Origin of the sequence: Nocardioides euryhalodurans, assembly GCF_004564375.1 — a bacterium.
Taxonomy (GTDB): Bacteria; Actinomycetota; Actinomycetes; order Propionibacteriales; family Nocardioidaceae; genus Nocardioides; species Nocardioides euryhalodurans.
The window spans coordinates 2,411,520-2,436,274 of the sequence record NZ_CP038267.1 but is presented as its reverse complement, the minus strand read 5'-3'; the positions used below and the strand labels follow the sequence as shown (position 1 = coordinate 2,436,274).

At 72.2% G+C, this 24,755-nt stretch carries 27 protein-coding genes and 1 tRNA gene; 8 read left to right on the top strand and 20 right to left on the bottom strand.

Annotation, left to right across the window (positions count from 1 at the left end):
• Genes EXE57_RS11675 through EXE57_RS11665 form a run of 3 tightly spaced genes read right to left on the bottom strand, consistent with a single transcriptional unit; the run spans position 1 to position 2,491 of the window.
• Positions 1-1,296 (bottom strand): PP2C family protein-serine/threonine phosphatase, encoded by a 1,296-nt coding sequence (locus EXE57_RS11675; protein ID WP_135077701.1) that lies wholly within the window; start codon positions 1,294-1,296, stop codon positions 1-3.
• A gap of 3 nt (positions 1,297-1,299) precedes the next feature.
• Positions 1,300-1,785 carry an FHA domain-containing protein FhaB/FipA gene (locus tag EXE57_RS11670; RefSeq protein WP_135077699.1) on the bottom strand — a complete coding sequence of 162 codons (486 nt, stop codon included), beginning with the start codon at positions 1,783-1,785 and terminating at the stop codon, positions 1,300-1,302.
• A complete protein-coding gene (locus EXE57_RS11665; protein ID WP_135077697.1) occupies positions 1,778-2,491 on the bottom strand; it encodes an FhaA domain-containing protein in 714 nt (237 codons plus the stop codon). The genes EXE57_RS11670 and EXE57_RS11665 overlap by 8 nt, the downstream gene beginning before the upstream one ends.
• Positions 2,492-2,623: 132 nt before the next feature.
• Between EXE57_RS11665 and EXE57_RS11660 the strand changes: the two genes are divergently transcribed.
• Positions 2,624-2,707, top strand: a tRNA-Leu gene (locus EXE57_RS11660).
• A 235-nt stretch (positions 2,708-2,942) separates the two neighbouring features.
• Here the strand turns inward: EXE57_RS11660 and EXE57_RS11655 are convergent.
• The 3 genes from EXE57_RS11655 to EXE57_RS11645 form a co-directional block, all read right to left on the bottom strand.
• The gene (locus EXE57_RS11655; protein WP_135077695.1) at positions 2,943-4,568 is read right to left on the bottom strand and encodes an ABC transporter permease; all 1,626 of its coding nucleotides are present in this window, start codon (positions 4,566-4,568) and stop codon (positions 2,943-2,945) included.
• Entirely contained in the window at positions 4,565-5,500 is a 936-nt protein-coding gene (locus tag EXE57_RS11650) for an ABC transporter ATP-binding protein (protein WP_208542829.1), read from the bottom strand. Before EXE57_RS11650 ends, EXE57_RS11655 begins: the two co-directional genes overlap by 4 nt.
• Before the next feature lie 295 nt (positions 5,501-5,795).
• Positions 5,796-6,239, bottom strand: a complete 444-nt coding sequence (locus EXE57_RS11645; RefSeq protein ID WP_135077691.1) for an aromatic ring-opening dioxygenase LigA — start codon at positions 6,237-6,239, stop codon at positions 5,796-5,798.
• A gap of 431 nt (positions 6,240-6,670) precedes the next feature.
• Here EXE57_RS11645 and EXE57_RS11640 point away from each other — a divergent pair, with 431 nt between their 5' ends.
• Both EXE57_RS11640 and EXE57_RS11635 read left to right on the top strand, forming a co-directional pair.
• Complete coding sequence (locus EXE57_RS11640; RefSeq protein WP_135077689.1) at positions 6,671-7,513, top strand: hypothetical protein; 843 nt, start codon at positions 6,671-6,673, stop codon at positions 7,511-7,513.
• A gap of 158 nt (positions 7,514-7,671) precedes the next feature.
• Positions 7,672-8,082, top strand: a complete 411-nt coding sequence (locus tag EXE57_RS11635; protein ID WP_135077687.1) for a PGPGW domain-containing protein — start codon at positions 7,672-7,674, stop codon at positions 8,080-8,082.
• 12 nt (positions 8,083-8,094) lie between these two features.
• Here EXE57_RS11635 and EXE57_RS11630 read toward each other — a convergent pair whose 3' ends face one another.
• The 14 genes from EXE57_RS11630 to EXE57_RS11565 form a co-directional block, all read right to left on the bottom strand.
• Positions 8,095-8,607: a Gmad2 immunoglobulin-like domain-containing protein gene (locus EXE57_RS11630; RefSeq protein ID WP_167305885.1), complete on the bottom strand. Its 513-nt coding sequence runs from the start codon at positions 8,605-8,607 to the stop codon at positions 8,095-8,097.
• A gap of 278 nt (positions 8,608-8,885) precedes the next feature.
• The gene (locus EXE57_RS11625) at positions 8,886-9,707 is read right to left on the bottom strand and encodes a hypothetical protein (protein WP_135077683.1); all 822 of its coding nucleotides are present in this window, start codon (positions 9,705-9,707) and stop codon (positions 8,886-8,888) included.
• 125 nt (positions 9,708-9,832) lie between these two features.
• Complete coding sequence (locus tag EXE57_RS11620; RefSeq protein ID WP_135077681.1) at positions 9,833-11,425, bottom strand: SLC13 family permease; 1,593 nt, start codon at positions 11,423-11,425, stop codon at positions 9,833-9,835.
• 81 nt (positions 11,426-11,506) lie between these two features.
• Complete coding sequence (locus tag EXE57_RS11615) at positions 11,507-12,874, bottom strand: FAD-binding oxidoreductase (protein WP_135077679.1); 1,368 nt, start codon at positions 12,872-12,874, stop codon at positions 11,507-11,509.
• Positions 12,871-13,401, bottom strand: coding sequence for a gamma carbonic anhydrase family protein (locus EXE57_RS11610; protein ID WP_135077677.1), 531 nt, complete (start codon positions 13,399-13,401; stop codon positions 12,871-12,873). Before EXE57_RS11610 ends, EXE57_RS11615 begins: the two co-directional genes overlap by 4 nt.
• Positions 13,398-14,174: a dihydrodipicolinate synthase family protein gene (locus EXE57_RS11605; RefSeq protein WP_135077675.1), complete on the bottom strand. Its 777-nt coding sequence runs from the start codon at positions 14,172-14,174 to the stop codon at positions 13,398-13,400. The genes EXE57_RS11610 and EXE57_RS11605 overlap by 4 nt, the downstream gene beginning before the upstream one ends.
• Positions 14,171-15,049, bottom strand: coding sequence for a fumarylacetoacetate hydrolase family protein (locus tag EXE57_RS11600; RefSeq protein WP_244246797.1), 879 nt, complete (start codon positions 15,047-15,049; stop codon positions 14,171-14,173). Before EXE57_RS11600 ends, EXE57_RS11605 begins: the two co-directional genes overlap by 4 nt.
• Positions 15,046-16,239 carry a CaiB/BaiF CoA transferase family protein gene (locus tag EXE57_RS11595; RefSeq protein WP_244246796.1) on the bottom strand — a complete coding sequence of 398 codons (1,194 nt, stop codon included), beginning with the start codon at positions 16,237-16,239 and terminating at the stop codon, positions 15,046-15,048. Before EXE57_RS11595 ends, EXE57_RS11600 begins: the two co-directional genes overlap by 4 nt.
• On the bottom strand, positions 16,224-16,997 hold the full coding sequence (locus EXE57_RS11590) for an enoyl-CoA hydratase/isomerase family protein (protein WP_135077673.1): 774 nt from the start codon (positions 16,995-16,997) through the stop codon (positions 16,224-16,226). The genes EXE57_RS11595 and EXE57_RS11590 overlap by 16 nt, the downstream gene beginning before the upstream one ends.
• The gene (locus EXE57_RS11585; protein WP_135077671.1) at positions 16,990-18,540 is read right to left on the bottom strand and encodes a tripartite tricarboxylate transporter permease; all 1,551 of its coding nucleotides are present in this window, start codon (positions 18,538-18,540) and stop codon (positions 16,990-16,992) included. Before EXE57_RS11585 ends, EXE57_RS11590 begins: the two co-directional genes overlap by 8 nt.
• Before the next feature lie 16 nt (positions 18,541-18,556).
• Positions 18,557-19,093 carry a tripartite tricarboxylate transporter TctB family protein gene (locus EXE57_RS11580; protein WP_135077669.1) on the bottom strand — a complete coding sequence of 179 codons (537 nt, stop codon included), beginning with the start codon at positions 19,091-19,093 and terminating at the stop codon, positions 18,557-18,559.
• Positions 19,090-20,061, bottom strand: coding sequence for a tripartite tricarboxylate transporter substrate binding protein (locus EXE57_RS11575; RefSeq protein WP_135077667.1), 972 nt, complete (start codon positions 20,059-20,061; stop codon positions 19,090-19,092). The genes EXE57_RS11580 and EXE57_RS11575 overlap by 4 nt, the downstream gene beginning before the upstream one ends.
• Before the next feature lie 59 nt (positions 20,062-20,120).
• Positions 20,121-20,510 carry a thioesterase family protein gene (locus tag EXE57_RS11570; protein WP_135077665.1) on the bottom strand — a complete coding sequence of 130 codons (390 nt, stop codon included), beginning with the start codon at positions 20,508-20,510 and terminating at the stop codon, positions 20,121-20,123.
• Positions 20,511-20,561: 51 nt separating this feature from the next.
• Complete coding sequence (locus EXE57_RS11565) at positions 20,562-21,821, bottom strand: CaiB/BaiF CoA transferase family protein (RefSeq protein ID WP_135077663.1); 1,260 nt, start codon at positions 21,819-21,821, stop codon at positions 20,562-20,564.
• 123 nt (positions 21,822-21,944) lie between these two features.
• On the opposite strand from EXE57_RS11565, the gene EXE57_RS11560 reads away from it, so the two are divergent.
• The 5 genes from EXE57_RS11560 to EXE57_RS11540 are packed head-to-tail and all read left to right on the top strand — an operon-like array spanning position 21,945 to position 24,744.
• Positions 21,945-22,691, top strand: coding sequence for a GntR family transcriptional regulator (locus tag EXE57_RS11560; RefSeq protein ID WP_135077661.1), 747 nt, complete (start codon positions 21,945-21,947; stop codon positions 22,689-22,691).
• Entirely contained in the window at positions 22,688-23,116 is a 429-nt protein-coding gene (locus tag EXE57_RS11555) for an FAS1-like dehydratase domain-containing protein (protein ID WP_167305884.1), read from the top strand. The genes EXE57_RS11560 and EXE57_RS11555 overlap by 4 nt, the downstream gene beginning before the upstream one ends.
• Positions 23,113-23,505: a hotdog family protein gene (locus EXE57_RS11550; RefSeq protein ID WP_135077657.1), complete on the top strand. Its 393-nt coding sequence runs from the start codon at positions 23,113-23,115 to the stop codon at positions 23,503-23,505. Before EXE57_RS11555 ends, EXE57_RS11550 begins: the two co-directional genes overlap by 4 nt.
• Positions 23,502-24,392 carry a U32 family peptidase gene (locus EXE57_RS11545; protein ID WP_135077655.1) on the top strand — a complete coding sequence of 297 codons (891 nt, stop codon included), beginning with the start codon at positions 23,502-23,504 and terminating at the stop codon, positions 24,390-24,392. Before EXE57_RS11550 ends, EXE57_RS11545 begins: the two co-directional genes overlap by 4 nt.
• 49 nt (positions 24,393-24,441) lie before the next feature.
• Positions 24,442-24,744 (top strand): metal-sensitive transcriptional regulator, encoded by a 303-nt coding sequence (locus EXE57_RS11540; RefSeq protein WP_135077653.1) that lies wholly within the window; start codon positions 24,442-24,444, stop codon positions 24,742-24,744.
• Positions 24,745-24,755 lie beyond the last annotated feature (11 nt).

Here is a 24,755-nt window from a genome sequence, read left to right as displayed (position 1 = left end):
TCAGGACCCCTGCCGGTCTCGGGTTCGGGGCGCGGTGGTCGCCTCGTCGGTCACCTGCTCGGCGGAGAGGTTGTCGACCGTACGCCGGGCGGCGGCCAGGTCGCCGAAGCCGATGCCCTCGCGGACCTGGCCCTGGTCGTACTCGCTGAGGTCGTCGAGCCGGATGTCGCTGGTCTCGTAGGGCCGCGACATGTCGACGCCCGGCAGGTCGGCGTTGACGCCGCGGTAGATGGTGACGACGCCGTCGTACTCGCCGACGTAGTACTGGCGCTGGGTCCACGACCACACGCCGGCGGCCGCCACCCACAGCAGCCCGACCAGGACGGCCAGCACGAGCAGGCGGCGCAGCCAGGCGAAGCGACGCGGCGGCCGGGGCGCGTAGCGCGCCTCCTCGGGGTCGACCGGGTCGGAGGGGATCCCGAACGGCGCGTCGCCGGGGGCGTCGCTGCCCGGCACCGGCTCGAGCTCGCCGGTGTCGCCGGCACGGTGGCCGCGGAACAGGCTGCCCATGCCGGCCATCGCGCGCCCGCGTCGGGGGAGCTCGGCGGCGGCGCCGACCAGCATCGGCTCGGTGTCGCCCTCGGCCTGGTCGTCGATCACGTCCGCGACCAGGCAGGTGACGTTGTCGGAGCTGCCGGCCTCGAGGCTGGCGCGCACCAGCTCCACGGCGGCGTAGTCGGCGTTGCCGGTCCGCAGGATGTCGGTCAGCCGGCCGGCGTCGAGGACGCCGCAGGCACCGTCGCTGCACAGCAGCAGCCGGTCGCCGGCCTCCAGCTCGACCTGGAACAGGTCGGGCTCGAGGTCGTGGATGCCGTCGATGGCCTTGAGGATGAGGTTGCGGTGGGGGTGGACCCGCGACTCCTCCTCGGTGATCTGGCCGTCGTCGATGAGGGTCTGGACGAAGGTGTGGTCCTTGGTCAGCTGCTGCAGCGTGCCGCCGCGGAGGAGGTAGGCGCGGCTGTCGCCGACGTGGCCCATGCCGAGCGTGGTGCCGTCGAAGAGGGCGACCGTCGCCGTGGTGCTGGTGCCGGTGAGCCCGGGGTCCTCGTCGACCAGCTCGCCGATCCGGTCGTGGGCGCGGTGGAGGGCTCCGGCCACCTGGCCCAGGAGGTCCTCGGGGCTCTCGTCGTCGAGCCGGCGCAGCTGGCCGATGGCGGTGCTGGAGGCGATGTCACCGCGGGCTGCGCCACCGACCCCGTCGCAGACGGCGAGGAGGTGGGGTCCGGCGTAGCCGGAGTCCTGGTTGTCCTTGCGGACCCGGCCGACGTCGGAGATGGCCGCGTAGTCGAGGCGCACGGGCTACTTCCTCAGCTCGAGGATGGTCTTGCCGATGCGGACCTGGGTCCCGAGGGTGAGGGTGGTGGGCTGGGTGATGCGGGCGGTGCCGACGTACGTGCCGTTGGTGGAGCCGAGGTCCTCGACGAACCACTGGTCGCCCGAGGAGGCGATCCGGGCGTGGCGGGTCGAGACGTAGTCGTCGTCGAGGCGGATCGCCGCGTCGGTGCCGCGGCCGATGAGGATCGGGGCCTGGTCGAGCTCGGCACGCTCGCCGGCGTTGCCGCCCTCGACCACCAGGACGTGGGTCGGGCTGCCGCGGCGCTTCGCCGGCGCCTTGGCGGGCTTGGGCTTCTTGGTACGCCGGCCGCCGCCCTCACTGCCGCGGGCGCCCTCGGGGACGCGCGCGCCGAACATGTCGGAGCGGATGACCGAGATCGCCGACAGGACGAAGATCCAGAGGATGGCGAGGTAGGCCAGCCGGATCAGGAAGAGCGTCAGCTCAGACATCGGCGTCCTCCGAGACGATCCGGACGGTGAGGGTGGTGTTGCCAATCTTGACCTCGGCGCCGTCACGCAGGCTGGTGCTGGTGACGCGGTGGCCGTCGACGAGCATGCCGTTGGTCGAGCCGAGGTCGCGGACCCGCACCTGCAGGTCGGACTCGCCGCCCACGAGCATGAACTCGACGTGGCGTCGGCTCACACCGGGGTCGTTGATGCGGACGTCGGCCTCGGTCCCGCGCCCGACCACGGTGGCGGGCGGGTGCAGCGGGTGCTGCGTGCCGTTGACGTCGAGCAGCGCGCGGGCGCGGCGTACTTGCGTGTGGGTGCTGTTGCTGCGCACCCCGGCCTGGGCCTGGCTGCGGATCCGGAAGCGACCGGTCGTGAGGTCCTCGGCGGCCTCGAACTCGATGCGCACCGGGCCGGGGAACTTGTAGCCCTGCTGCTCGGCGTGGTCCTCGAGCTGCTCCTTGAAGTCCTGCGCCATGGCGTTGTCGTAGGGGGCCAGCCGGTCGAGGTCGGTGTGCGACAGCTCGACGTGGAAGTCGTTGGGCACCATCCGCCGGTCGCGGGACAGGATCTGGGCGTTGTTGTCGCACTCGCGCTGCAGTGCGGCCGCGATCTCGACGGGCTGCACGGCACTCCGGAACGCCTTGGCGAACGCTCCGGAGATGACCTGCTCGAGCTTCCGCTCGAAGTTCTGCAACCCGCCCATGCGTCCGCCTCCTTCCTGTCTGGGTGCTCACGGGAGCCTATCGGGGTCGACCGCCTGAGCCGACTCCGCCGGACCGTGCCGCCGCCGGTTTGGGGTGAGTCTCCGCACTGGGATAGCCTGTGCCCGCTTCTCGCGCGAGTGGCGGAATAGGCAGACGCGCACGGTTCAGGTCCGTGTGTCCGAAAGGACGTGGGGGTTCAACTCCCCCCTCGCGCACAACAACGGCCGGTCCAGGCATCACGCCTCCACCGGTTCAGGTATCAGGAAGGGCCCCTGGTCTGCGGAGACGCAGACCAGGGGCCCTTTCCGATCCAGCCGCGGACAGTCCGCCAGCGGTGCCACCGTCCAGGCCCGTCCCGCGCTGGCCCGCGTGGTTCGTCGACGGCGTCCCGCGGGTGCGCCCACGGCCCGCCGGACGGCCCGTCGTCCCCCACGGCGGCGTTCCCGCGCGTCAGGCAGGCAGGGCGAGGTTCCTCCGCTGCATGGCCATCGCGGCAGCACCGGCGAGCAGCGCGCAGGCCGTGAGCAGGCCGAGCACGGGCTGCGGGCTGATGGAGGCGGCAGGAGCATTGGGTACGTGGGTGAAGGGCGACAGATCGAGCAGCCAGGTCGGCAGGCCCAGCGATGGACCGAACATCGGTCCCACGAGGACGGCGGACACCACGAGCGTCCAGGACAGCCCGACCGACCACCGCGGCACCAGCATCACGAGCGCGAGGGCGGCCGCGCCGAGGGCCCCGACAGCGGGCAGCTGGACCAGCGCGGCGCCGACGAGCTCGCCGAGCAGCGAGGCGCTGTCCCCCAGGACCAGTCCGCCGACGATGGCCATGGCCACCGCGAAGAGCAGGATCAGCAACGTGGCGCCGACCACGGCATTGACGGCGTACGCGGCGAGCCAGCGAATGCGGGAGACTGCGGTTCCGAGCACGGGTTCCAGCGTTCCCTGCGCCTCGTCGTGGTGAAGGCGGAGCAGGAGCGTGACGACGTAGACGGCCACCGCCATGCCGGCCAACTGCATCATCGACGCCCAGTAGGCGCCGAGCAGGTCCGCCTCACCACCGAAGGTGGCGTACCACTCCGTCGCAGCGCCTTCCAACCCGCCGATCTGTTCGCTCAGCGCGCCGAACACCAGGCCGAACCCGACGAGCCCGACCGCCCAGCCGAGGAGCGCGGCTCGCTGCAGCCGCCAGACGAGACCGGCAGGGGTGAGCAGGCTCGGCCGCGCACGGGCCGGCCCCCTGCGCTCTGGCCAGATGCCACGGCCGACGTCGCGCCTGCCGACGAGGACGACTGCCGCCCAGCAGGACACACCGACGGTCACCAGGGCGAGGCCCGCGGGCCACCACTGGTTGTCCGCGAACGGGCGCATCTGTTGACCCCAGCCGATCGGCGAGAGCCAGGCCGGCCAGGCGCTGGTCACCCGCAGCGCGGCGGAGTCGACCGTGCCCAGCATGTTGCCGAGGGCCGCGAGCAGGAACGAGATCCCCAGGACGGCGCCCGCGAGTCCGGTCGCCCCGCGCGTGGTCGAGGCCAGCTGCGAGGTCACCCCGGCGACGCCGGTGAACGCCACGCCCACCAGGGCGATCGACGCTCCCGCCGCCATCGACCCGGTCGCAGGCTGTCCGGCGACGATCATGCCCAGGCCGAGCGCGCCGGCCAGTACGACGTTCGCGGCGAGCGCCACGCAGACAGCCGCGCCGAGCGGGGCGTAGCGACCGACGACGCCGGCGCCCAGGGTCTCCGCACGCCCGAGCTCCTCTGCCTGCCGGGTGTGGCGGACGACGGCGAAGACGCTCATGAGGGCGGCCAGCACCGCCAGCGTGAGCGCATCCCGGTGCAGGGTGTAGCCACCGACGGTAGGACCCGTGACGAGGCCCAGCACCCGCATTCCCGGGTTCTCCACCACGACCTGGGTGTCGGGCACCAGGAGCTCCGGATGCTGTGTGTAGCTGTCCTCGAACATGGCGGTCGTCGCGGCCAGGAAGGCAGCCATGCCGAGGATCCATGCGGGCAGGGTGATCCGGTCGCGCCGCAGGGCGAGACGGAACAGGCGCAGCGTGCCGGCGTAGCCGCTCATCGTGCCCTCACCACCTCGGGAGGGCTACCCGCACCCCGGCCGGGTTCGCACGCGTCGTAGTGGCGCAGGAACAGCTCCTCCAGCGTGGGCGGCGAGGTCACCAGGGACCGCACCTCGAGCTCGACGAGGTGCTCGAGCACGTGGTTGAGCTCGCCGGGCTCGACGCTGAACTCTGCGCGGCCGTCCTGCACCCGGGCGTCGTGCACTCCGGCCCACCGCGTCACCGGCTCCAGCGGCTTCGCAGTCTCGACCACCACCGACGTGCGGGTGAGGTGACGCAACTGGTCGAACGTTCCCGTCTCGGCAGCCCGGCCGGCGCGGATGATGGTGACACGGTCGCACAGGGCCTCCACCTCGGAGAGGATGTGGCTGGAGAGCAGGATGGTCCTTCCGGCCGCTCGCAACTCCTGCACGACCTCTTGGAAGACCGCCTCCATCAGCGGGTCCAACCCCGACGTGGGCTCGTCCAGCAGGTAGAGCTCCACATCGGAGGAGAACGCCGCCACCAGGGCTACCTTCTGCCGGTTGCCCTTGGAGTAGGCGCGGATCTTCTTGGTCGGCTCGAGCTGGAAGCGCTCGAGCAGCTCGTCCCGACGGAACGCGTCGAGGCCTCCCCGCAGGTCGCCCAACAGGTCGATCACCTCGCCACCGGTCAGATTGGGCCACAGGTTCACCTCGCCGGGCACGTAGGCCAGGCGACGGTGCAAGGCCACTGCGTCGCGCCACGGGTCACCGCCGAGCAGCACGACGTGACCGTCGTCGGCACGCAGCAGACCGAGAAGCACGCGGATGGTGGTTGTCTTCCCGGCACCGTTCGGCCCGAGGAAGCCGTGCACCTCGCCCGTCTCGAGCTGCAGGTCGAGGTGGTCCAGGGCCCTCGTACCGGACCCGAAGTCCTTCACCAGTCCCGAGACCGCGATCGCGGTGCTCACGGGGACCACATCCCTTCCGTGTCTGGGTTCTGGAGGCCAGACGTCTCCACCCTCAGAGGAGCGCACCTGCGGGTCGATCCGACAGTGCCGAAGGCCACGAGGTGACGGGCCCCTCGTCCCGCATCGCCTGTGCCGTGGTGAGGTCCCAGGGTGGCCACGGGCTGCACGAGCAGGCCTCGTGCGCCCGAGGGGCTCCCGCAGCCGGGCGCGCGACACCTCGGGCCCGTGGTCCGTTGCCAGGGTCAGGCGGACACCCCGCGTCCGCCGCGGCAGCCGGCGCACGTGGTGCGGATGGTCACCTTCGCTCGGCCCCCGTGGACGGCGCAGCAGCGACCGGGGTCCTCAGGGCGAGACCGATCAGGAAGAACACGGCACCCATGCCGATCGCCATCAGAGCGACGCCGTAGGCGACCACGGACGTGAACAGCGAGGCACGCAGGAACGACGCCTGCATGGCGGTCTCGCGCGTCGGGTCGTCCTGCTCGAGCTCCGCGTACGTCTTCCCTCCCGTGGCCTCGAGCGCGTGCGTGTTGATCACCTGGGCCTGGGCGTAGGCGGAGAAGGGCCCGTCGACCTCGTCGCCGGCCAGGAAGTCCGCGTCGTCGGAGACCGTGATGTTCTCCGCTGCGAGCTGGTCCGTGACGACGAACCAGGTGACGCCGCCGGCGACCACCAGGATGATGCCGAAGACCGCGACGATGCTGCCGACGAGGCGGGGGGTACGAGAAGCCTTGGCCATGGAGCGCTCCGATCTCTTTCGGGGACGTGGCCGGCTCACCGGCCGACGTGGTCCTCAGGCTCGCGCGCCCGGTGCCGAGCGGGATGGTCCGTCTCGGGTGATTCGCGGTGGCCTCCGCCCGTCGTCGAGGAATCGGTCCGAGGGCACGGCCGCGCCCCACCGGTCTCGGGAACCCGGCTGTGCAGGTGCGCCAAGCGGCAGCTCGGGCCGCTGTGACCATGTGTCCACGATGCAGCTGCCCCGAGCGCTGCGAGGGCCGGCGGGCGCTCACGCGGCGCAGGCGGGCTCGTTCAGGTGGCGTGAGGCCGAGAAGCGGTGAGCGTACGGAAGGCCGGGACCCGTCAGTGCCTCGAACCTCGGTAGATGTGCGGATACCGGAGGCTGCGCTCCGGGCGGGATCCTGAGGTCACACCCCGACCCGGGAGGTCCCGATGAGCGTGACGTCGTCCCGACTGCGGATGCTGGCCTCGACCGGTGCGGCGCTCGGTGTCGCCGTGTGGGGGCTGGCGGTGCCGGCCCACGCCGTCGCCCCGCCGAACGACACTCCGGCGGGAGCGATCGAGATCGCGACCGTCCCCGCCACGATCGAGGCCGGCACCCGCCAAGCGACCACGGACCTCAAGCGTCGCCCGTGCGTGTTCGGACGGAGCATCTGGTATCGCTACAGGCCCACCGCGACGGCCACCGTCAGGATGGTGACGATCGGCAGCTCCTTCGACACCGTGCTGGCGGTCCACAGCGGCGGTGCGAAGCCACGGACGCTCCTGGCCTGCAACGACGACGCGGCCGGCCTGGCGTCGGCGGTGCGGCCGATGCTGACGGCCGGCCAGCACTACTGGATCGCCGTCAGCTCGTGCTGCGGCAGCAGTCGGGCGCCCGGCGGCGACCTCGTGCTCCGGCTCTACGAGGGCGGGAGCGCCGCCGCGGTCGAGCTGACCGTCGACCGGGCCGAGGCGGGGTCGGTGTCGGGCAGGATCCGGCTCCACGGGACTGCCACCTGCGCCACCCCGTCGGTCGTGTGGAGCGCGCTCGTCGCGAGCCAGCGGATCGACGCGCAGGTCGCCCGCGGGTCTACGGAGCTGATGGTGCGCGAGTGCACCACGACGCCGACGGAGTGGACCGTCCGCGTCGACTCGGAGACCGGGTGGGCCTTCCGCCCGGGGACGGTCGCCGTGGACGTCCGCGCAGAGGGAGACGACGGGTTCAGCCGGGACGTCGTGGAGATCGAGACCAGCGTCGTCGTGGACGACGGGCCGCTCCGTCGGCGCTCCTGACCGGGCGACGAGGAATGGGTCCGGGGGCAGATGGCCGATAGAATCAGCACCGAGGTTCCCGACCCGCCACTCGTGGCCCGGCGTCGGGACGTCCTGGGGCCTCTGACGTGCTGCGGACCGTGCCTGCGCTCCGCACCGGACCACCAGGAGATCCCCGCATGACCGTGCCCCGCCACGCCTCGCTCGTCGCCTCGCTGCGCGCCCACCTCGAGACCCTCGGGGAGTGGGCCCGCCGTGGCCCGGTCCGGGCGCTGGTGACCAAGCTGGTGCTGAGCGTCGCCGGCGTCGGGGTGTTCGTGGTCGGGATCGCGATGCTGGTGCTGCCGGGTCCCGGACTGGTCGTGATGGCCGCCGGCCTCGGGCTGCTGGCCGCCGAGTGGGAGTGGGCGCGTCGCGTCGTCCGCACCGTCTCCGACGGCGTACGCCGGGCGCGCCAGGCGCTCCTCCCCGAGGGCAGCTCGCCGCGCCGCAAGGCCGCGGCCGGCGTGCTCGCCGGGGCGTTCCTGGTGGGTGGCTTCCTCGCGACGACCGCGACCACGGCGCTGCTCGGCGCGCAGACGATCCTCTAGGACGCCACGCGGTCAGTCCTGGATCGGGATCCGCAGCCGCCAGCCGACCACGATCACGTCGGGGTCCTCGATGCGCGGGTTGGCGGCCACGACCTGCTTCACCGTGACCTTGGTGAAGTCCTTCACCTTGCGCACGATCTTGCTGAGGGTGTCGCCGGACTCGACGCGGTAGAGCAGGTTGCCGCGTGAGCCGGGGAAGCAGATCACCTCGACCTCGCGGAGGTTGAAGCCCGGGCTCGGGCCCTCGTCCGGCAGGCCCGGGTTGTCGCCGAAGACCTGCACCGTGAGCCGGGTGCCGGCACGGGGCGGGTCCGCCAGACGGACGCGGGCCGAGAAGTCGCCGACGCCGAAGCCGCCGCCGCTGGACTGGGCGGAGTCCTCTGCGAGGACCTTGCCGCGTGGGCCGAGCACGCGGATCCCGATCGTCCCCTCGAAGCCGCCGCCGATCCCGGCGACGACGAACCGGTCGCCGACCAGGTCGTCGGTGCGCGGCTGTCGCAGTCGTACGTCCGTCACGAGTGCCATGAGCGTCCCCTCCCGAGCGTCTGGCGTCTCGTGAGTGTGACGCCCCGCGTCGGGTGCTGTCGAGAGCCAGCTGCAACCAGCACGAAACCTCGCGTCAACCGGCACGCCACGTCCCTCGCACAGACTCGGGGCGTGCCGTGACGCAGCACACCGGGACGTTCCGGAATCCCCGCCCGCGGCGGGTCGTTGGGACAGGTTCACGCACTCGAACGAGGGAGACACCATGAACAGCGTGAAGCGCATCACCCGCTGGATCGACAGCTACACGCTCTGGGCGTTCAACGCCGGGCGCCACCGCTAGGAGCGAGCCCGGCCGGGACCCGTCGCAGCACCACCAGCAGCGGCACGGTCCCGACCACCGCGAGGGCTGCGAAGCCCGGTACGGCCGCCTGGGAGACGACCGTCGAGGACGGGTCCGCCAGGTGTCCGGCCCACTGGTCGACCGCGACGCCGATCGCCTCCACCACCCAGAAGGTGAGCCCGGCAGCAGCCAGGACGACGACGTCGGGCCGCAGGCGCACGAGCGCGAGGCCGAGCCAGGCCATCGCCGGGAGCCACACGGCGAGGTCCTGGACGAAGACGGGGTTGGTGGTCAGCCCGGTGCCGTCGAGGAAGGCGGTCGGCTCGTCGGCGTACGTCGCCGGCACCACCACGCCGAGCCACGCGGCCGTGTTGAGGGCGACGACCACCAGCACGTAGACGCCCGTCCACCGCGGAGCCACCTGCGTGGCGTCGACGTCGAGGCCGCGGACGTGGGCGACCAGGCCCAGCAACGACCACACGGAGAGCGAGAGCATCGCGACGTACAGCAGGAACGCCGGGTTGAACGGTGTCGCGAACGCGAACATCACCGCGTTGTAGGTCAGGTACGCCACGGCCCCCGTCGCGAGCGCGAGCGCGCGGCGCGAGCCCCGGGTCACCCCGGGCAGTGACAGCCCGAGCAGCGGCACCGCCACCAGCAGCACCACCCAGGCCGTCCCGCGGGCCGAGCCGTTCATCACCGCCGTCCCCGAGAGCAGGTCGGGGACCAGCACGGTGACCGCGGCGGCCACGGCCGCCACGGACACCAGTCCGCGGGTCAACCAGGTCGTCGTGGTCATGGTCGCCCTCCTCGCGCCGGTTCGTCCCGTCCAGCCTCACCCGTGCTCGGGGAGGGGCGGCAGGGTCGACCGGCCGGGGGTGGCGGACCGAAGGGCCCACCGGCGACGGCCGGTGGGCGTCGCTGTCAGACGATCCCGCTGACGGCTGCCATCACCGGCACCAGTGCCACGATCAGGATGATGCCGATGACGTCGAAGACGATGCCGGAGCGCACCATCTTGGTGATCGGGATCATCCCGGAGCCGTAGACCACGGCGTTCTGGGGGGTGGAGACCGGCATCATGAAGCCGAACGAGGCCCCGAACACCGCACACAGCGCGGGGATCACGGGGTCGAGCCCGGCGGCCGCCGCGATCGGGATCACGATCGGCACCACGATGGTCGCGGCCGCGGTGTTGGAGGTCGTCTCCGAGATCACGATCGCGATCAGCGCGGCCACCGCGGAGACGGCGACCAGGCTGGTCACGCCCAGGCTGTCGGCGATGCCGGTGCCGAGGGTCTCGGCGAGCCCGGTCTGCGAGAGCAGGGTGCCGAGCACGATGCCGGAGCCGAAGAGGATGACGGTGCCCCAGTCGATCTTCACGGCCTCGTTCCAGTTCATCGTGAACCGGCGGCGGGCCCAGTCGACGGGGAGCACGAACAGCAGCACCGCTCCCAGGATCGCGACCGTCCCCTCGTCGAGGCGCGCCGAGATCCAGGCGTACGCGTCGGACTCGTCACCGGCGAAGAGGGCCACGAACCCGGGGAGCACCCACAGCGTGACCGCGACGCCGAAGACGGCCAGCGTGTTCTTCTCGCCGCGGGAGAGCCGACCGAGCTCGGCCTTCTGCTCCGCGATGTAGGTGTCGGCACCGGTGAGCCGCCGCACCTCCGGCTTGTTGAGGAGGATCAGGATCACGCAGAGCGCGATGAACATCAGCAGCACGATGGGGGCGGCCGTGATCACCCAGTCGAAGAACGTGATGGTGGTGTCGGTCTCGGACTCGATGAAGGCGATGCCGATCAGGTTGGGCGGGGTCCCGATCGGCGTCAGCAGGCCGCCCACGCCGGCGCCGTAGGAGATCATCAGCATCAGAGCGGTGCCGAACCTGAGCCGGCTCGCGTCGGCGTCCTCGTCGGACTGCTCGACCACCAGGTCGCCGAGCGCCCGCATCATGCCGAGGCCGATCGGCAGCAGCATCGCCGCGGTGGCGGTGTTGGAGATGACCGAGGAGAGCAGGGCGGCGATCGCGCCGAAGGCGATGATCACGGCGTACGTCGACGACGCCACGCCGGGCAGCGACAGCACCCGGAACGCGAACCGCCGGTCCAGGCCGTGGGTCTTCATCGCCTGCGCGATCACGAACGCGCCGATGAACAGGAAGATCGTGTCGGAGGCGAAGGACCCGTAGACGATGTCGGAGGCGGAGTCGTCGCTGTCCGACGGGATCACCGGCACCTGCAGCAGCACGCAGAGCGCGAGCGACAGGATCGCGGTCGCCGGGATCGGGATCGCCTCGGAGAGCCAGTAGACGATCGTGAAGCCGAGGACGGCGGCCAGCCGCTGCTGGTTGTCGTCGATCGGCATCGGGATCAGCAGCAGCACCACGAAGACCACCGGCCCGACGAAGAGCCCGATCGTCTGCCGGGCCCTCTCGAAACGTTGCTCTGCGGGGGTCAGCCGCTCCATCTGCTCGTCAAGGGTCCGGTAGGTGCCGGTCTCCTGGGTCGTGCTCATGCCCGAGTCCTCTCGCGAAACGCCCCGTGGGATCCCGGTGACCCTAACGGCGTCGCGGCGGACGCGACAGGGGTCGAACGGTCAGGGGAGCGGCAGGCCCCGGCCGGGGTTGAGGATCCCGTGGGGGTCGAAGACCTCCTTGATGCCCGCCTGCAGCCGGGCCGAGACCGGCCCGACCTCGCGCCCCACCCAGTCCGGTTTGAGGCGTCCGACGCCGTGCTCACCGGTCACGGTGCCGCCCACCTCGAGCGCCGCGGTGAGGATGGCGTCGAACGCCCTCCGGGCCGCGGCGACGGAGGCGGGGTCGTGGCCGTCGTGGACGATGTTGGGGTGCAGGTTGCCGTCGCCGGCGTGGCCGACGGTGGCGATGGTCAACCCGACCTCGTCGGCGATCCGCTCGATGGTCGCGATCAACCCGGGCAGCTGGTCGACCGGCACGCAGACGTCGTCGACGAGCAGGGTGCCGAGCGGTTCCAGGGCCTCGTACGCCAGCCGCCGCGCCGCCATCAGCTGGGCGCCCTCCTCGGCGTCGTCGGTGTGGGCGATGTCGGTCGCGCCGCAGGACGTGAAGATCCCGGCCAGCCGTTCGGCGTCCTCCGCCGCGTGGGTCGTGTCGCTCTGCGCGAGCAGCATCGCCGCGGGCTCGCCGAGCCCCATGCCGGTCATCCGGTCCACGGCCGTCACGGTGGCCCGGTCCATCACCTCGAGCAGGGAGGGGACGAGCCCCTGCGCGACCACCTCGGCGATGGCGCGACCCGCGTCGGTGAACTCGTCGAACGTCGCGACCACGGTCGCTGCCGGCGGTGGGGCGGGGAGCAGGCCGAGCGTGATGCCGGTGATGACCCCGAGCGCCCCTTCCGAGCCGACCAGCAGGCTGGTGAGGTCGAGCCCGGCGACTCCCTTGACGGTGCGGTGCCCGGTCCGGACCACCTCGCCGCTGGGCAGCACCACCTCGAGCGCGCGCACGAAGTCGCCGGTCACGCCGTACTTCACGCAGCACAGCCCGCCCGCGTTGGTCGCGACGTTGCCACCGATCGTGGCGAAGCCGACGCTGCCCGGGTCGGGCGGGTAGTGGAGACCTGCCTCGGCGGCTAGGGAGCGGATGGTCGCGGTGACCACCCCCGGCTCCACCACCATCACCCGGTTGGCGCGGTCGAGCTCGACGACGCGGTCGAGCCGCTCGGTCGAGAGCAGCAGGCAGCCATCGAGGGCGTTGGCACCCCCGCAGAGGCCGCTGCCAGCGCCGCGGGTGACGACCGGGGTGCCGTGCCGGTCGGCGACCTCGAGGCAGGTCGAGACCTGCTCGGTCGTCCGGACCCGGGCCAGTGCCCGGGCGGTGCCGTGCTCCTGGCCGGCGCGGTCGACGGCGTACGCCGCGACGACGTCGGGGTCCTCGACGAGCACGTCGGCGGGCAGCAGCCCGCGGAGCTCCTCCAGCCAGTCGCTCATGGGGCGCTCGTCGCCTCGCGGTGCTGCTCGCGCAGGCCGTGGTAGAGCACGGCGTTGTCGCGCAGGCCGTCGGCCTCCTCGGCGGTCAGCTCGCGGCGCACCTTGGCGGGGACCCCGGCCACGAGGCTGCCGGCCGGGATGTCGGCGCCCTCGAGGACGACCGCCCCGGCGGCGACCAGGCAGCGGTCGCCGATCCGCGCGCCGTTGAGGATCCGCGAGCCCATGCCCACCAGCACCTCGTCACCGATCGTGCAGCCGTGGAGCACCGCGCCGTGGCCGACGTTGACGTCGCGGCCGAGGGTCACCGGGAAGCCGGTGTCGGTGTGGACGACACAGCCGTCCTGGACGTTGCTGCCCTCCCCGAGCGTGATCGGCTCGGCATCGGCCCGCAGCACCGCGCCGTACCAGACGGATGAGCCGTCGTGGAGCGTGACCGCCCCGACCAGGGTCGCGCCGGGGGCGACGAAGGCGCCGTCGTGGACCTCCGGCGTGGCTCCGCCGAAGGGGACCAGCAGCGGCGCGCTCACCGTCCCACCCGTGCGACGGTGCTCGTGCCGAAGCGCTTGGCGACCAGTGCCTTGATGCCGTCGGGCAGGTCGCGGGTGCCGACGAGGTGGGCCGTCATCAGCTCGCGCTGGGCGTCGCCGTCGCCGGCGAAGGCGCGTACGCAGAGCTCGGGCTCGGCGTTGGCCATCGTGAGGATCGCCCCCGCGACGCCGGTTGCGCCGGCCTGGACGAGGACCGCCGAGGAGCCGACGTAGACCGGGAGCCCGTCCAGCTCGGTCACCTCGCGCAGCAGCCGCTCGGCGTCGCCGCTGGAGTCCTTGACGCCGTCGATGCCGAGCTCGGCGAGCACCGGCACCTCGATCCCGGGGGCGGCGAACGCCGGGAAGTGGTAGCCGAGCACGTGGCCACCGTCGGCGGCGCGGACCACCTGGTCGAAGTAGGGGCGCGGGTCGACGACTCCGTGCGGCGAGAGCACCAGGACGGCGTCGGCCCCGGCCGCGAGGGCGTCCCGGGTGAAGCCGGCGGCGGTCCGTCCCGTGGGAGCGCCGGTGCCGGCGACGACGGGTACGTCGGTCGGAACGGCCTCGCGAACGGCGCGGACGACCGCGACCCGTTCCTCGGCCGAGAGTGCTGCCGCCTCCCCGGTCGTGCCGGTGACGACGACCGAGCGCATCCCGGCGCCGACCAGCTCGAGGGCGAGGTCGGCCGTGGCGCGGGCGTCGACGGCTCCCTCGTCGTCGAACAGCGTGACCAGCGCGACGCCGACGCCGGTGAACAGGGGGGTGTGGCTCATCGTGACTCCTCTGGTGTGCCGGGTCCGACCCGGACGACGGGGTTGGTCAGGGCGCCGACCTCCTCGACACGCACCGTCACCACGTCACCCTCGGCGAGGGTGACGTCGGACTCGGGGACCGCGGAGGTGCCGGTGGCGAGGACGACGCCATGGGGGTAGTGGTCGCCGGCGAACAGCGCGCCGGTGAGGTCGGGGAAGCGACGGTGGATCGAGGCGGTCGAGGTGGCGCCCGACCAGGTGGTCCTGCCGGCGCGACGGATCTCGGCCTCGATGCCCAGGGCGTAGGGGTCGGCGACGGCCCAGGCCATCCGGATCCACGGGCCCAGGGCGCAGGAGTGCCGGTAGACCTTGGCCTGGGGGAGGTAGAGCGGGTTCGCGCCCTCGATGCTGCGCGAGCTCACGTCGTTGCAGGCGGTGTGGCCGACGACCTCGCCGACCGCGTTGCACACCAGGGCGAGCTCGGGTTCCGGGACGTCCCACGTCGAGTCGGCCCGGATCCCCACCGTCTCGCCCGGTCCGCGGACCCGCCAGCCGACGGCCTTGAAGAACAGCTCGGGCCGGTCGGCGTCGTAGACGTCGAGGTAGAGGTCCGCGTGGGCGCTCTCCTCGGCACGGCCGGCGCGGGAGGTCTCGTACGTCACCCCGGCGGCCCAGACCTCGGTGTGGGGGTCGACGGGCGCGAGCACAGCCTCCGGGGCCGCTCCCTCGGGGGCGGCGGCCAGGTCCTCCCGCAGCCGCGCCGCGGGGAGGGCCAGCAGCGTGGAGAGCGTCGTGCCCGCGGGCAGCGACCGGAAGCCGTCGGCGTCGCGGTAGTGCCAGCCCCCGGCGCCCCGCATCAGCGTGTGCGCCGGGGCGTCCTCCGCGTCCGGGATCACTGCTTCTCCTCGAGCCAGGCACGGACCGCGTCGTCGTGCTCGGCCAGCAGCGGCGGGGGCCGGTGCTCGCGCCGGACCTCCTCGCCGTCGGTGTCGAACAGGCGCAGCGCCGGTCCCGGCAGGCCGATCCGGCCCGCCGTGGGGTGGTCCACCTCCACCAGCAGCCCCTGGGAGCGCGCCTGGTCCCAGGCGTACACCTCGTCGAGGGTGCGGATCGCCCCGGCCGGCACGCCGGCCTCGGCGAGCCGGGCCAGCCAGGTGTCGCGGTCCTCGGTCATCAGGACGTCCTCGATCACCTTGGTGAGCTCCTCGCGGCGCTCGCGACGCTCGCCGTTGGTCGTGAAGCGGGGGTCGTCGCCCGGCAGGTCCAGCACGTCGAGCAGCCGCAGCCACTGCGCGTCGTTGCCGACCGCGATCTGCAGCATCCCGTCGCGGCAGCCGAAGGCGCCGTAGGGCGAGATCGTCGGGTGGTGGTTGCCCTGGGCCTGCGGCACCTCGCCCGCGACGGTGTGGCGGGTGCCCTGGAAGGCGTGGACGCCGACGAGCGCGGCGAGCAGCGAGGTCCGGACGACGGTGCCGCGACCGGTGCGGGCGCGGGCGGCGAGCGCGGTGGCGACGCCGTACGCGCCGTAGATCCCGGCGAGCAGGTCGCCGATCGGGACCCCGACGCGGGTGGGGGAGCCGGGACCGGGTCCGGTCAGCGACATCAGCCCGGCCTCGCCCTGCGCGATCTGGTCGTAGCCTGCGCGGCCGCCCTCGGGGCCGTCGTGCCCGAAGCCGGAGATGGAGAGCACCACCAGGCCGGGGTTCGCCTCGTGCAGCGCCGCGGGCGGGAAGCCCAGCCGGTCGAGCACGCCGGGACGGAAGTTCTCGACCAGCACGTCGGCCCGGCGCAGCAGCTCGCCGAGCGTCGCCCGGCCCTCCTCGCTCTTGAGGTCGAGCTGGACCGACTCCTTGTTGCGGTTGGCCGACATGAAGTACGTCGACTGCGGGTCGTCCTCCGGTCCGACGAACGGTGGGCCCCAGCCGCGCGCGTCGTCCCCGGTGCCGGGTGACTCGACCTTGATCACCCGGGCCCCCATGTCGCCCAGCATCATCGCGGCGTGCGGCCCGGCGAGCGCCCGGGAGAGGTCGACGACCAGCGTTCCGGCCAGGGGCAGGTCCTCGGCGGCGGTCACCGGCCGCTCCACGTCGGCTTCTGCTTGGCCATGAAGCTGGCGACGCCGTGCCGGAAGTCCTCGCTGCCGAAGACGGTCGACACGATGTCGTCGCCGTCGGGGATCGAGGCGGTCCGCAGCCGGCGTACGGCCTCCTTGGTCGCCCACATCGTCAGCGGCGCGTGAGAGGCGAGCACGTCGGTGGTCTCGGTGACCCGCGCGTCGAGCTCGTCGGACTCGCACACCTCGGAGACGAACCCGGCCGCCAGCGCGGAGGCGGCGTCGATCGAGCGGCCGCGCAGGAGCATGTCGAGCGTGCGGGCGGGGCCGAGGTGGTGGACCAGCAGCGAGTAGGTGTTCATCGACAGGCAGTTGCCGAGGGTGCGGGCGATCGGGGCGCCGAACTTGGCGGTGGTGGTGGCGATCCGCAGGTCGCAGACCGACGCGATCACCAGGCCGCCGCCGATGCAGTAGCCGTCGATCGCGGCGACGGTGGGCTTGCGCACCCGCTCGAGGCGGTCGGTGACGGCCGCGATCCTCTCCTCGTAGGCGACCCCGTCGGCGCCCGAGGAGAACTCACGGAACTGGGCGATGTCGGTGCCGGCGATGAACGCCTTGCCGCCGGCGCCGTGGAGCACCATCGAGCGGACCTCGTCGTCGGCATCCGCGGCCTCGCACGCGGCGACGAGCCCGTCGTACATCTCCCACGTCATCGCGTTGTGGGCCTCGGGGCGGTTGAACGTGACGAGGAGGATGTCACCCCGGCGTTCGGTGAGCAGCTGATCAGACATGGTGGTCGTCCTTCGAACGGTCGAGCTTCATGGGATCGGTCAGGGAGTCGGCCGTGTGTGCGGAACGGCCGGTGAGGCGGAGCGCCAGGCGGAACAGCGGCGGGCCGGCCAGGAACAGGAAGGCCAGCAGCAGCACGCCCGCCGAGATCGGTCGGGTGAACAGGATGCCGAGGTCACCGTCACCGACCGCGGAGGTCTGCACCAGCGTCTTCTCGAAGAGCGACCCGATCACCAGGCCGAGCACGAGCGGGGCCATGGGCAGGTCGTAGCGCTTCATGAAGTAGCCGACGACGCCGAAGACGAAGACCAGCCAGACGCTGAAGTAGTTGTTGTCGATGGAGTAGGCGCCGACGAAGCTGGTGAGCAGGATCAGCGGGTACATGTAGGCGTACGGGACACGCAGGATCTGCGCGAACGCCGGTGCCATCGGCAGGTTCAGCACCAGCAGCATCACGTTGCCGATGAAGAAGGACGCCAGCAGGCCCCACACGAGGGCGGGCTGCTCCTCGAAGAGCAGCGGGCCCGGCTGGATGCCGTAGACGGTGAAGGCGCCGAGCAGCACGGCCGTGGTCGCACCGCCGGGGATGCCCAGGGTCAGGGTCGGGATGAAGTTGGCGTTGGCGGCCGCGTTGTTGGCGCTCTCGGGTGCTGCCACGCCTTCGATGGCGCCCTTGCCGAACTGGTCGCCGTTCTTCGAGACCCGCTTCTCGACGCCGTACGCCATGAACGAGGCGAGCGTCGAGCCGGCGCCCGGGAGGCAGCCCAGCAGGAAGCCCAGCACGCTGCCGCGCCCGATCGCCGGACCTGACTGCCTGATCTCCTTGCGGGTGATGGTCATGTCCTTGAAGCTCGCCTGGATCGGCGCGTCCGCCCCGACCCGGATCTGGTACATCACCTCGCCGACGGCGAACAGGCCGATCATCACCTCGACGTACGGGATGCCGGCCAGCAGGTTGACGTCGCCGAAGGTGAACCGGGCCTCGCCCCCGGCCGCGGGGACCCCGACGGTCGCCAGCAGCACGCCGAGCATGGCCATCGCCAGGCCCTTGATCCGGGAGTCGCCCGAGAAGCTGATGATCGTGGCGAAGCCGAGGATCATCACCGCGAGGTTCTCGGGTGGCCCGAACTGCAGGGCCACGTCGGCGATGGGCGGCGCGACCAGGGCGAGCAGCAGCAGCGAGAAGATCGCCGCCACGAACGAGCCGATCGCGGCGATCGCCAGCGCGGACCCCGCTCTGCCCTGCCTCGCCATCTGGTAGCCGTCGAGCGTCGTCACCACGCTCGCGGCCTCGCCCGGTGTCGAGATCAGCACCGAGGTGATGGTGCCGCCGTACTGCGAGCCGTAGTAGATGCCGGCGAGCATGATCAGCGCGGTCACCGGCTCGAGGGTCAGCGTCAGCGGGATCAGCACCGCGACTCCGGTGCTGGACCCGAGGCCGGGCAGCAGCCCGATGACGGTGCCGGCGAGCACGCCGACGAAGCACCAGAGCAGGTTCTCCGGGGTCAGCGCGGTGCTGAAGCCCAGGGCGAGGTTGTCGAGCATGTCGGCTCCCGGTCCGCTACACCCCGAGCAGGCCCTGCGGCAGGGGTACGCGCAGGAACAGCTCGAAGACGAGGTAGATGAAGGTGCAGGCGGCCACGGCTACGAGCGCGGACCCCAGCGGCTTGCGCTTCTCGACGAAGGTCGAGACCACGAAGATGAACAGGCCGAAGGCGATCAGGAAGCCCACCCAGGTCACGAGGAAGAGCGTGGCCAGCAGCAGCCCGAAGACGGTCCACAGCTGGCGGACCCGCTCCTTCTCCGTTCGGCCGAAGATGTCGGTCTCCTGGTCGTCGGCGTCCTGCACGCTGTCCAGGACGGGTACGGCGTCCAGCGCCTCCGCCGCCGCCCGGCGCACGGCCTGCGCCAGCAGGATCGCGCTCAGGACCGCGACCGAGCCGCCGGCCACGACCGGCACCATGCCCGGCCCGACCCGGCCGCCCTCGATGGTGATGCCGTAGCCACGGCCCATCACGACGGCGACCAGGCCGACGACGGTCAGCAGGAGGTAGACGAGGACCTCGCCGCTGCGCGCCAGGCTGAGGTGGCGTGTCACTCGAGGACTCCTGCGAGGGTCTCGCTGTTGGACTCGAGGTAGGAGGTGAAGTCGTCACCGAAGGCCGTCACCGGCTGCAGGTAGTTGCTCTCGACGTACTCGGTGTAGGCGTCGCTGTCGGCGAAGGCCTCCGCAGCCTCGATCCAGCCCTGCTTCTCGCTCTCGGTGATCCCGCCGGTGGCGAGCAGCCCGCGGAACTGGGCGAAGCTGACGTCGATGCCCTGCTCCTTGGCGGTGGGGATGTCGGAGAGCTCGGGGTAGTCGTAGCGTTCGTCCGCGTAGGCGCACAGGGCCTTGATGTCACCGGACTCGAGCTGGCCGATCACCTCGCCGGGGTTGAGGGAGGCGATGTCGACGGTGCCGCCGAGCAGGGCGGCGGTGAGCTCGCTGCCGGACTCGAAGGGGACCCGGTCGAACTCGACGTCCATCTGCTGCTCGGTGAGGGTGAACACCACGTTGTCCAGGCCGGTCTCGCCCGAGATGCCGGCGATCACGCGCTCGCTCTTGGCGGCGTCGACGACGTCGGTGCAGGTCTCGTACGGCGAGTCGGCGTCGACCACCAGCAGCGTGAAGTCCTCGCCGACCTTCATGATCGGCGTGAAGCTGGTGTAGTCGAACTCCACGTCCTGGGTCAGCGGCAGCGCGAGCAGCGCGGTCTCGGTGGCGAGCACGTAGTTGGGGTCGCCCTCCTTGGTGAGGAAGTAGGAGTAGCCGACCGCGCCGGAGGCGCCGTCGCGGTTCTCCACGGCGACGTTGAGCCCGTCCTGCACGCCCTCGAGACCGGCGGCCATCGCCCGGCCGGAGAGGTCGCTGCCGCCACCCGCCGCGAACGGCACGACCATCGTCATGTCGCCCTCGGGCGTCCACTCACCCCCCTCGCTGGCTGGCGTGGGCCCGGCGCAGCCCGTCGTCACGAGGGCGGCGGAGGCGAGGATGCAGGCGGTGGAGGTGATGCGTGAGCGGGTCATCGTGTTCCTCTTTCGGTGGATGGGTCGGCGCCGCGCGCCCTGGGGAGTGATCGGGTGAGTCACGTCAGGCCCTCGCGCTTCTCGGCGAGCCGGGCCTCGAGCTTGGGGACGTCGACGACGAACCGCTCGTGGGTGGCGCGGCCGATGACCTCGACGTCGTCGGAGATCTCGACCTCGAAGGTCACCCGCCGGCGGTCGACGCCGGTCACCGTCGCGACGGCCGTGACCTGCTGTCCCTTGAGGGTCGGGGCCACGTGGGAGACGTCGACCCGGCTGCCGACCGAGTCCTGGTCGGCCGCCAGGTGGGGCGCCAGGGCCTCGATCGCGGCCTCCTCGATCAGCAGCACGAGGTTGGGCGTGGAGAAGATGTCGTACTGGCCGCGGGTGGTGCAGTGCTCGTCGCCGACGGTGCGGGCGAGGGTGGCGGTCACGCCGGTCTCGATGCTCATGGTTCTCCTGCTCGGTGCGGTGGTGGTCGGAGGTCGGAGGGCCGGGGATCCTCAGTCCGGGTCGGGGACCGGGCTGCCGGCCCCGGCCGGGGCCGGTACGTCGGTGGCGACCACGCCGTCGGCCAGCAGCCGCTCGATCGCGTCGTCGTCGTAGCCGCACTCGGCCAGCACGTCGCGGGTGTCGCCGCCCAGGTCGGGCCCCGACGCGCCCTGCACGACCGGGGTGCCCCCGAGCCGCATCGGCGAGCCGATCTGGCGGACCGAGCCGTGCCGCGGGTGGGGCGCGTCCCAGAAGAAGCCGCGGGTGGTGAGGTGGTCGTCGGTGAAGACCTGGCCCATGTCGGCGATCGGTGCGCACGGGACGCCCGCGGCGTCGAGCAGCTCCACGACCTCCGCGGTCGTCCGTCGGGTGGTGGACTCCTCGATCGCGGGGATGAGCGTGTCGCGGTGGCCATGGCGGGTGAAGGCGTCGACGTAGCGCGGGTCGTCGTGGAGGTCCCCGAGGTCGAGCGCGTCGCAGAAGCCGCGCCAGGTCTTGGTGGTCACGGCGCCGACGGTCACCCAGCCGTCGGAGGTGCGGACGGCCTGGTACGGGGCGGTCGACTGGTGTGCGGAGCCGAGCGGCTGCCCGACCTCGCCGGTGGCCCAGTACTTCCCGGCCTCCCAGATCGCGAACGAGACGCCCGACTCGTAGAGGGAGACGTCGACGTGCTGGCCCTCGCCGGTGGTCTCCCGCGCCCGGAGCGCGGCGAGCGCGCCGAGCGCGACGTAGAGGCCGCAGACCAGGTCGCAGATCGGGACGCCGACCTTGGCCGGCTCGCCCGACGGCGGGCCGGTGACGCTCATCAGGCCGGCGCGGGCCTGGGCCATGATGTCGAGGCCGGGGAGCGCGGCCAGCGGGCCGTCCTGGCCCCAGCCGGAGGCCGAGACGTAGACCAGGCGCGGGTTGAGCTCGTGCACCTCGTCGTACCCGAAGCCGAGCCGGGCGAGGGTGCCGGGGCGGAGGTTCTCGACCAGCACGTCCGCGGTGCGCAGCAGGTCGCGGAGCACCTCCACGCCGGCCTCGGACTTGAGGTCCAGCGCGAGCGAGCGCTTGTTGCGGTTGAGCCGCAGGAAGGGGGAGGAGTCCTCGTCGAGGAACGGGCCGGTCGCGCGGACCGGGTCACCGCCGGCGGGGTTCTCGATCTTGATGACGTCGGCCCCGAGGTCGGCCAGCTGCATGGTGCCGAAGGGGGCGGCCATGAAGGCGCCGATCTCGAGCACCGTGATGCCGGCCAGCGAGGTGTCCTGGTGGTGTGATGGGCGCCACATGGGCTATTGTCTACAATAGGTTATCGTCAGAAGGCAAGGGCTCTCGTGGAACCAATTCCGATCCGGGACAATCGGGGTCCCGGTCCCACGTCGTGTGCGACCGGCCCTGGGAAGGAGACGCCGATGAGCGCGTCCAGCACCGGTCCGTCGGCCTACGAGCGGCCACCGAGCCTGGTCGACTTCGCCGCCGCCGCCCTGCGCCACAAGGTGCTCGCCGGCGCCTACGCGCCAGGTGAGCGGCTGCGGGAGAACGCCCTCGCGGAGGAGCTCGGCATCAGCCGGCCGCCGCTGCGCGAGGCGTTGCGGCTGCTCGAGCGCGAGGGGCTGCTCCTGCAGGAACCCCGCAAGGGGGTCAGCGTCACGCCGCTGACCCTGCACGACGTCTACGAGATCTTCACCCTCCGCCGCGACTTCGAGACGCTGGCGGTGCGCGTGGGTGTCCCGGTGCGGGACGAGGTGAAGCTGCAGCGCTGCCGCGACGCGATGAGCAGGCTCGAGGCCGCAGCCCGCGCCGGCAACCAGGCGGAGTGGACCGAGTGTGCCTTCGACTTCCACGTCTCGATCGTCGCGCTGGCCGGGATCGGGCGGCTCGAGGCCGCCTACCGGTCGCTGCGCTTCCAGATGCAGCTGTGCATGGCCCTCAACCGGGTGGCGCGCGTGGAGCGGGTCGAGGAGGACTTCGAGGGTGACGTCCGGCGCCACCGGCGGCTGCTCGACCTCGTCGAGGCCGGCGATCCCGACGCCCTGCTCGCCGAGCTCGACAGCCACGGCGACCGCACCTTCCTCGACGGCATCGAGGACCGGCTCGACGGCCACAGCGAGGAGAGCCTGGTGTGGCTGCGCGAGGCGCGGGCGGAGGTCGTGGAGTGAGCGGTGCCGACTGGGACCAGCAGCTCGCCGACCTCGTGGGGGCCGTCGGCACCCGGCTGCGCGAGCGCACCGACACCGTCGAGCGCCGCCACCTCGAGGACTTCCTGGCCGCGGTCGACGAGGTCGACCCGGGGAGCGCCGACGACGAGGTACCGCCGACGTACGTCGCCTGCTTCCTCGACGAGCCGCCGCCGCTCCCCGAGGCCTGGGCCTGCGGGCACGGCTGGCTCAACGGGGGCGACCGCTTCGAGCACCACCACCCCGTCCGGGTCGGCGACACGCTGACTTCGGCCACCCGGCTGGTCGACGTCGTGGGCAAGGAGGGTCGCTCCGGGCGGATGGCGATCCTCACCTTCGAGACCGACTTCGTGGACGCCGAGGGGCGGACCGCCGTACGTCACGTCGGCACCAGGATCCGTCGGTGAGCGCGCTGGTCGAGGGGACGGCGCTCCCGGGGCAGGCCGTCGTGCCGACGCTGCGCCAGCTGGTGCGCTACGCCGGCGCGTCCCGCGACTTCTACGAGATGCACTACGACCTCGACGTCGCGCGCGACCAGGGCCACCGCGAGCTCTCGGTCCACGGGCTGCTCAAGGCCGCGCTGCTCGGGCGCTACGTCCGGGGGCAGGTGCCGGCGGGTGGCCGGCTGCGCTCGCTGCAGGTGAGCTATCGCGGGATGGACTTCCGGGACGAGGAGATGCGTCTCGGGGGACGGGTCGTGTCGGTGGCCGACGGGGTCGCCCGGCTCGAGATCTGGATCGACAGCGTCGACGGCACGCGGTCGACGCTGGGTGAGGCGGAGGTGGAGCAGCCATGACGCTGGTGGAGATGCGGGAGACGATGTCGGGGCTCGGGCACCGCGTGCTCGGGGACCTCCCCGAGTCGGGGGCGCGCTTCCCGGACGGCTCGCGCTGGCGGATCGAGATCCCGAGCTGCGAGGGGCCGCGAGTGATGCGGGCGGTCGTCGAGCAGGCGACGGAGCTCGGGGTGCCCGTGCACCGGGTCTCGCAGGGGTCGGGCGTGATGATGCTCTCCGACACCGAGATCACCGAGATGGTCCAGCTCGGCGCGGCCCACGGCATCGAGGTCAACCTCTTCCTCGGCCCCCGCGGCGCCTGGGACACCGGCGCCCAGGCGCGGGTGACGGCCGCCGTCGGTGGGGCCGCCCGCGGCAACGCCGCCGTCGCGGCGTGCCTCGCCGAGGCCGACCGGGCCTGCCGGCTCGGCGTACGCAGCCTGCTCGTGGGTGACCTCGGGGTCCTCGACCTGCTCCACCGGCGCAAGGAAGCGGGCGACCTGCCGGCCGACCTGGTGCTCAAGACCTCGGTGGTGATGCCGCTGACCAACGCGCCCACCGCCGCCGTCTACGAGCGGCTCGGCGCCACGAGTCTCAACGTCTCCACCGACCTCCCGGTCGCCGACCTGGCGGAGATGCGGGCCGTGACCAGCGTGCCGCTCGACATCTACGTGGAGTGTCCCGACGACCAGGGGGGTGTGGTGCGCAGCTACGAGATCGCCTCGATGGTCCGGGCGATGGCCCCGGTCTACCTGAAGTTCGGTGTGCGCAACGCGCCCGCGCTCTATCCGGTGGGCGAGCACCTGGCCGGCACCGCCGAGGCGCTGGGCCGGGAGCGCGTACGCCGTGCGGCGCTCGGCCTGCGGCTGCTCGCCGAGCTCGACCCGGAGCTGCTGCCGGGCGGCTGAGACGGTCGCGGCCTTGCCCTGAATACCATAGGGGGGTATGGTGTCGGGCATGACCGACGCCCACCAGCACGGCTACCTCGCCCACGACAACAAGGACGCGGTGCTCAAGCGGCTGCGTCGCATCGAGGGGCAGGTGCGCGGCCTGCAGCGCATGGTCGAGGACGAGAAGTACTGCATCGACGTCCTGACCCAGGTCTCCGCGGCGACCAAGGCGCTGGAGTCGGTCGCGCTGACGCTGCTGCACGACCACCTCACCCACTGCGTGGTCGACGCCGCCCGCGAGGGCGGGCCCGAGGCCGACGTCAAGGTCCGCGAGGCCTCCGACGCCATCGCGCGGCTCGTCCGGTCCTGACCACCGCCCAC

Coding starts and splice junctions, on each gene's coding strand:
- EXE57_RS11620 (WP_135077681.1), bottom strand. CDS start 11,425: ATGAGCACGACCCAGGAGACCGGCACCTACCGGACCCTTGACGAGCAG.
- EXE57_RS11585 (WP_135077671.1), bottom strand. CDS start 18,540: ATGCTCGACAACCTCGCCCTGGGCTTCAGCACCGCGCTGACCCCGGAG.
- EXE57_RS11665 (WP_135077697.1), bottom strand. CDS start 2,491: ATGGGCGGGTTGCAGAACTTCGAGCGGAAGCTCGAGCAGGTCATCTCC.
- EXE57_RS11635 (WP_135077687.1), top strand. CDS start 7,672: ATGACCGTGCCCCGCCACGCCTCGCTCGTCGCCTCGCTGCGCGCCCAC.
- EXE57_RS11640 (WP_135077689.1), top strand. CDS start 6,671: ATGAGCGTGACGTCGTCCCGACTGCGGATGCTGGCCTCGACCGGTGCG.
- EXE57_RS11545 (WP_135077655.1), top strand. CDS start 23,502: ATGACGCTGGTGGAGATGCGGGAGACGATGTCGGGGCTCGGGCACCGC.
- EXE57_RS11625 (WP_135077683.1), bottom strand. CDS start 9,707: ATGACCACGACGACCTGGTTGACCCGCGGACTGGTGTCCGTGGCGGCC.
- EXE57_RS11630 (WP_167305885.1), bottom strand. CDS start 8,607: ATGGCACTCGTGACGGACGTACGACTGCGACAGCCGCGCACCGACGAC.
- EXE57_RS11670 (WP_135077699.1), bottom strand. CDS start 1,785: ATGTCTGAGCTGACGCTCTTCCTGATCCGGCTGGCCTACCTCGCCATC.
- EXE57_RS11655 (WP_135077695.1), bottom strand. CDS start 4,568: ATGAGCGGCTACGCCGGCACGCTGCGCCTGTTCCGTCTCGCCCTGCGG.
- EXE57_RS11570 (WP_135077665.1), bottom strand. CDS start 20,510: ATGAGCATCGAGACCGGCGTGACCGCCACCCTCGCCCGCACCGTCGGC.
- EXE57_RS11575 (WP_135077667.1), bottom strand. CDS start 20,061: ATGACCCGCTCACGCATCACCTCCACCGCCTGCATCCTCGCCTCCGCC.
- EXE57_RS11560 (WP_135077661.1), top strand. CDS start 21,945: ATGAGCGCGTCCAGCACCGGTCCGTCGGCCTACGAGCGGCCACCGAGC.
- EXE57_RS11605 (WP_135077675.1), bottom strand. CDS start 14,174: ATGAGCCACACCCCCCTGTTCACCGGCGTCGGCGTCGCGCTGGTCACG.
- EXE57_RS11540 (WP_135077653.1), top strand. CDS start 24,442: ATGACCGACGCCCACCAGCACGGCTACCTCGCCCACGACAACAAGGAC.
- EXE57_RS11615 (WP_135077679.1), bottom strand. CDS start 12,874: ATGAGCGACTGGCTGGAGGAGCTCCGCGGGCTGCTGCCCGCCGACGTG.
- EXE57_RS11565 (WP_135077663.1), bottom strand. CDS start 21,821: ATGTGGCGCCCATCACACCACCAGGACACCTCGCTGGCCGGCATCACG.
- EXE57_RS11645 (WP_135077691.1), bottom strand. CDS start 6,239: ATGGCCAAGGCTTCTCGTACCCCCCGCCTCGTCGGCAGCATCGTCGCG.
- EXE57_RS11590 (WP_135077673.1), bottom strand. CDS start 16,997: ATGTCTGATCAGCTGCTCACCGAACGCCGGGGTGACATCCTCCTCGTC.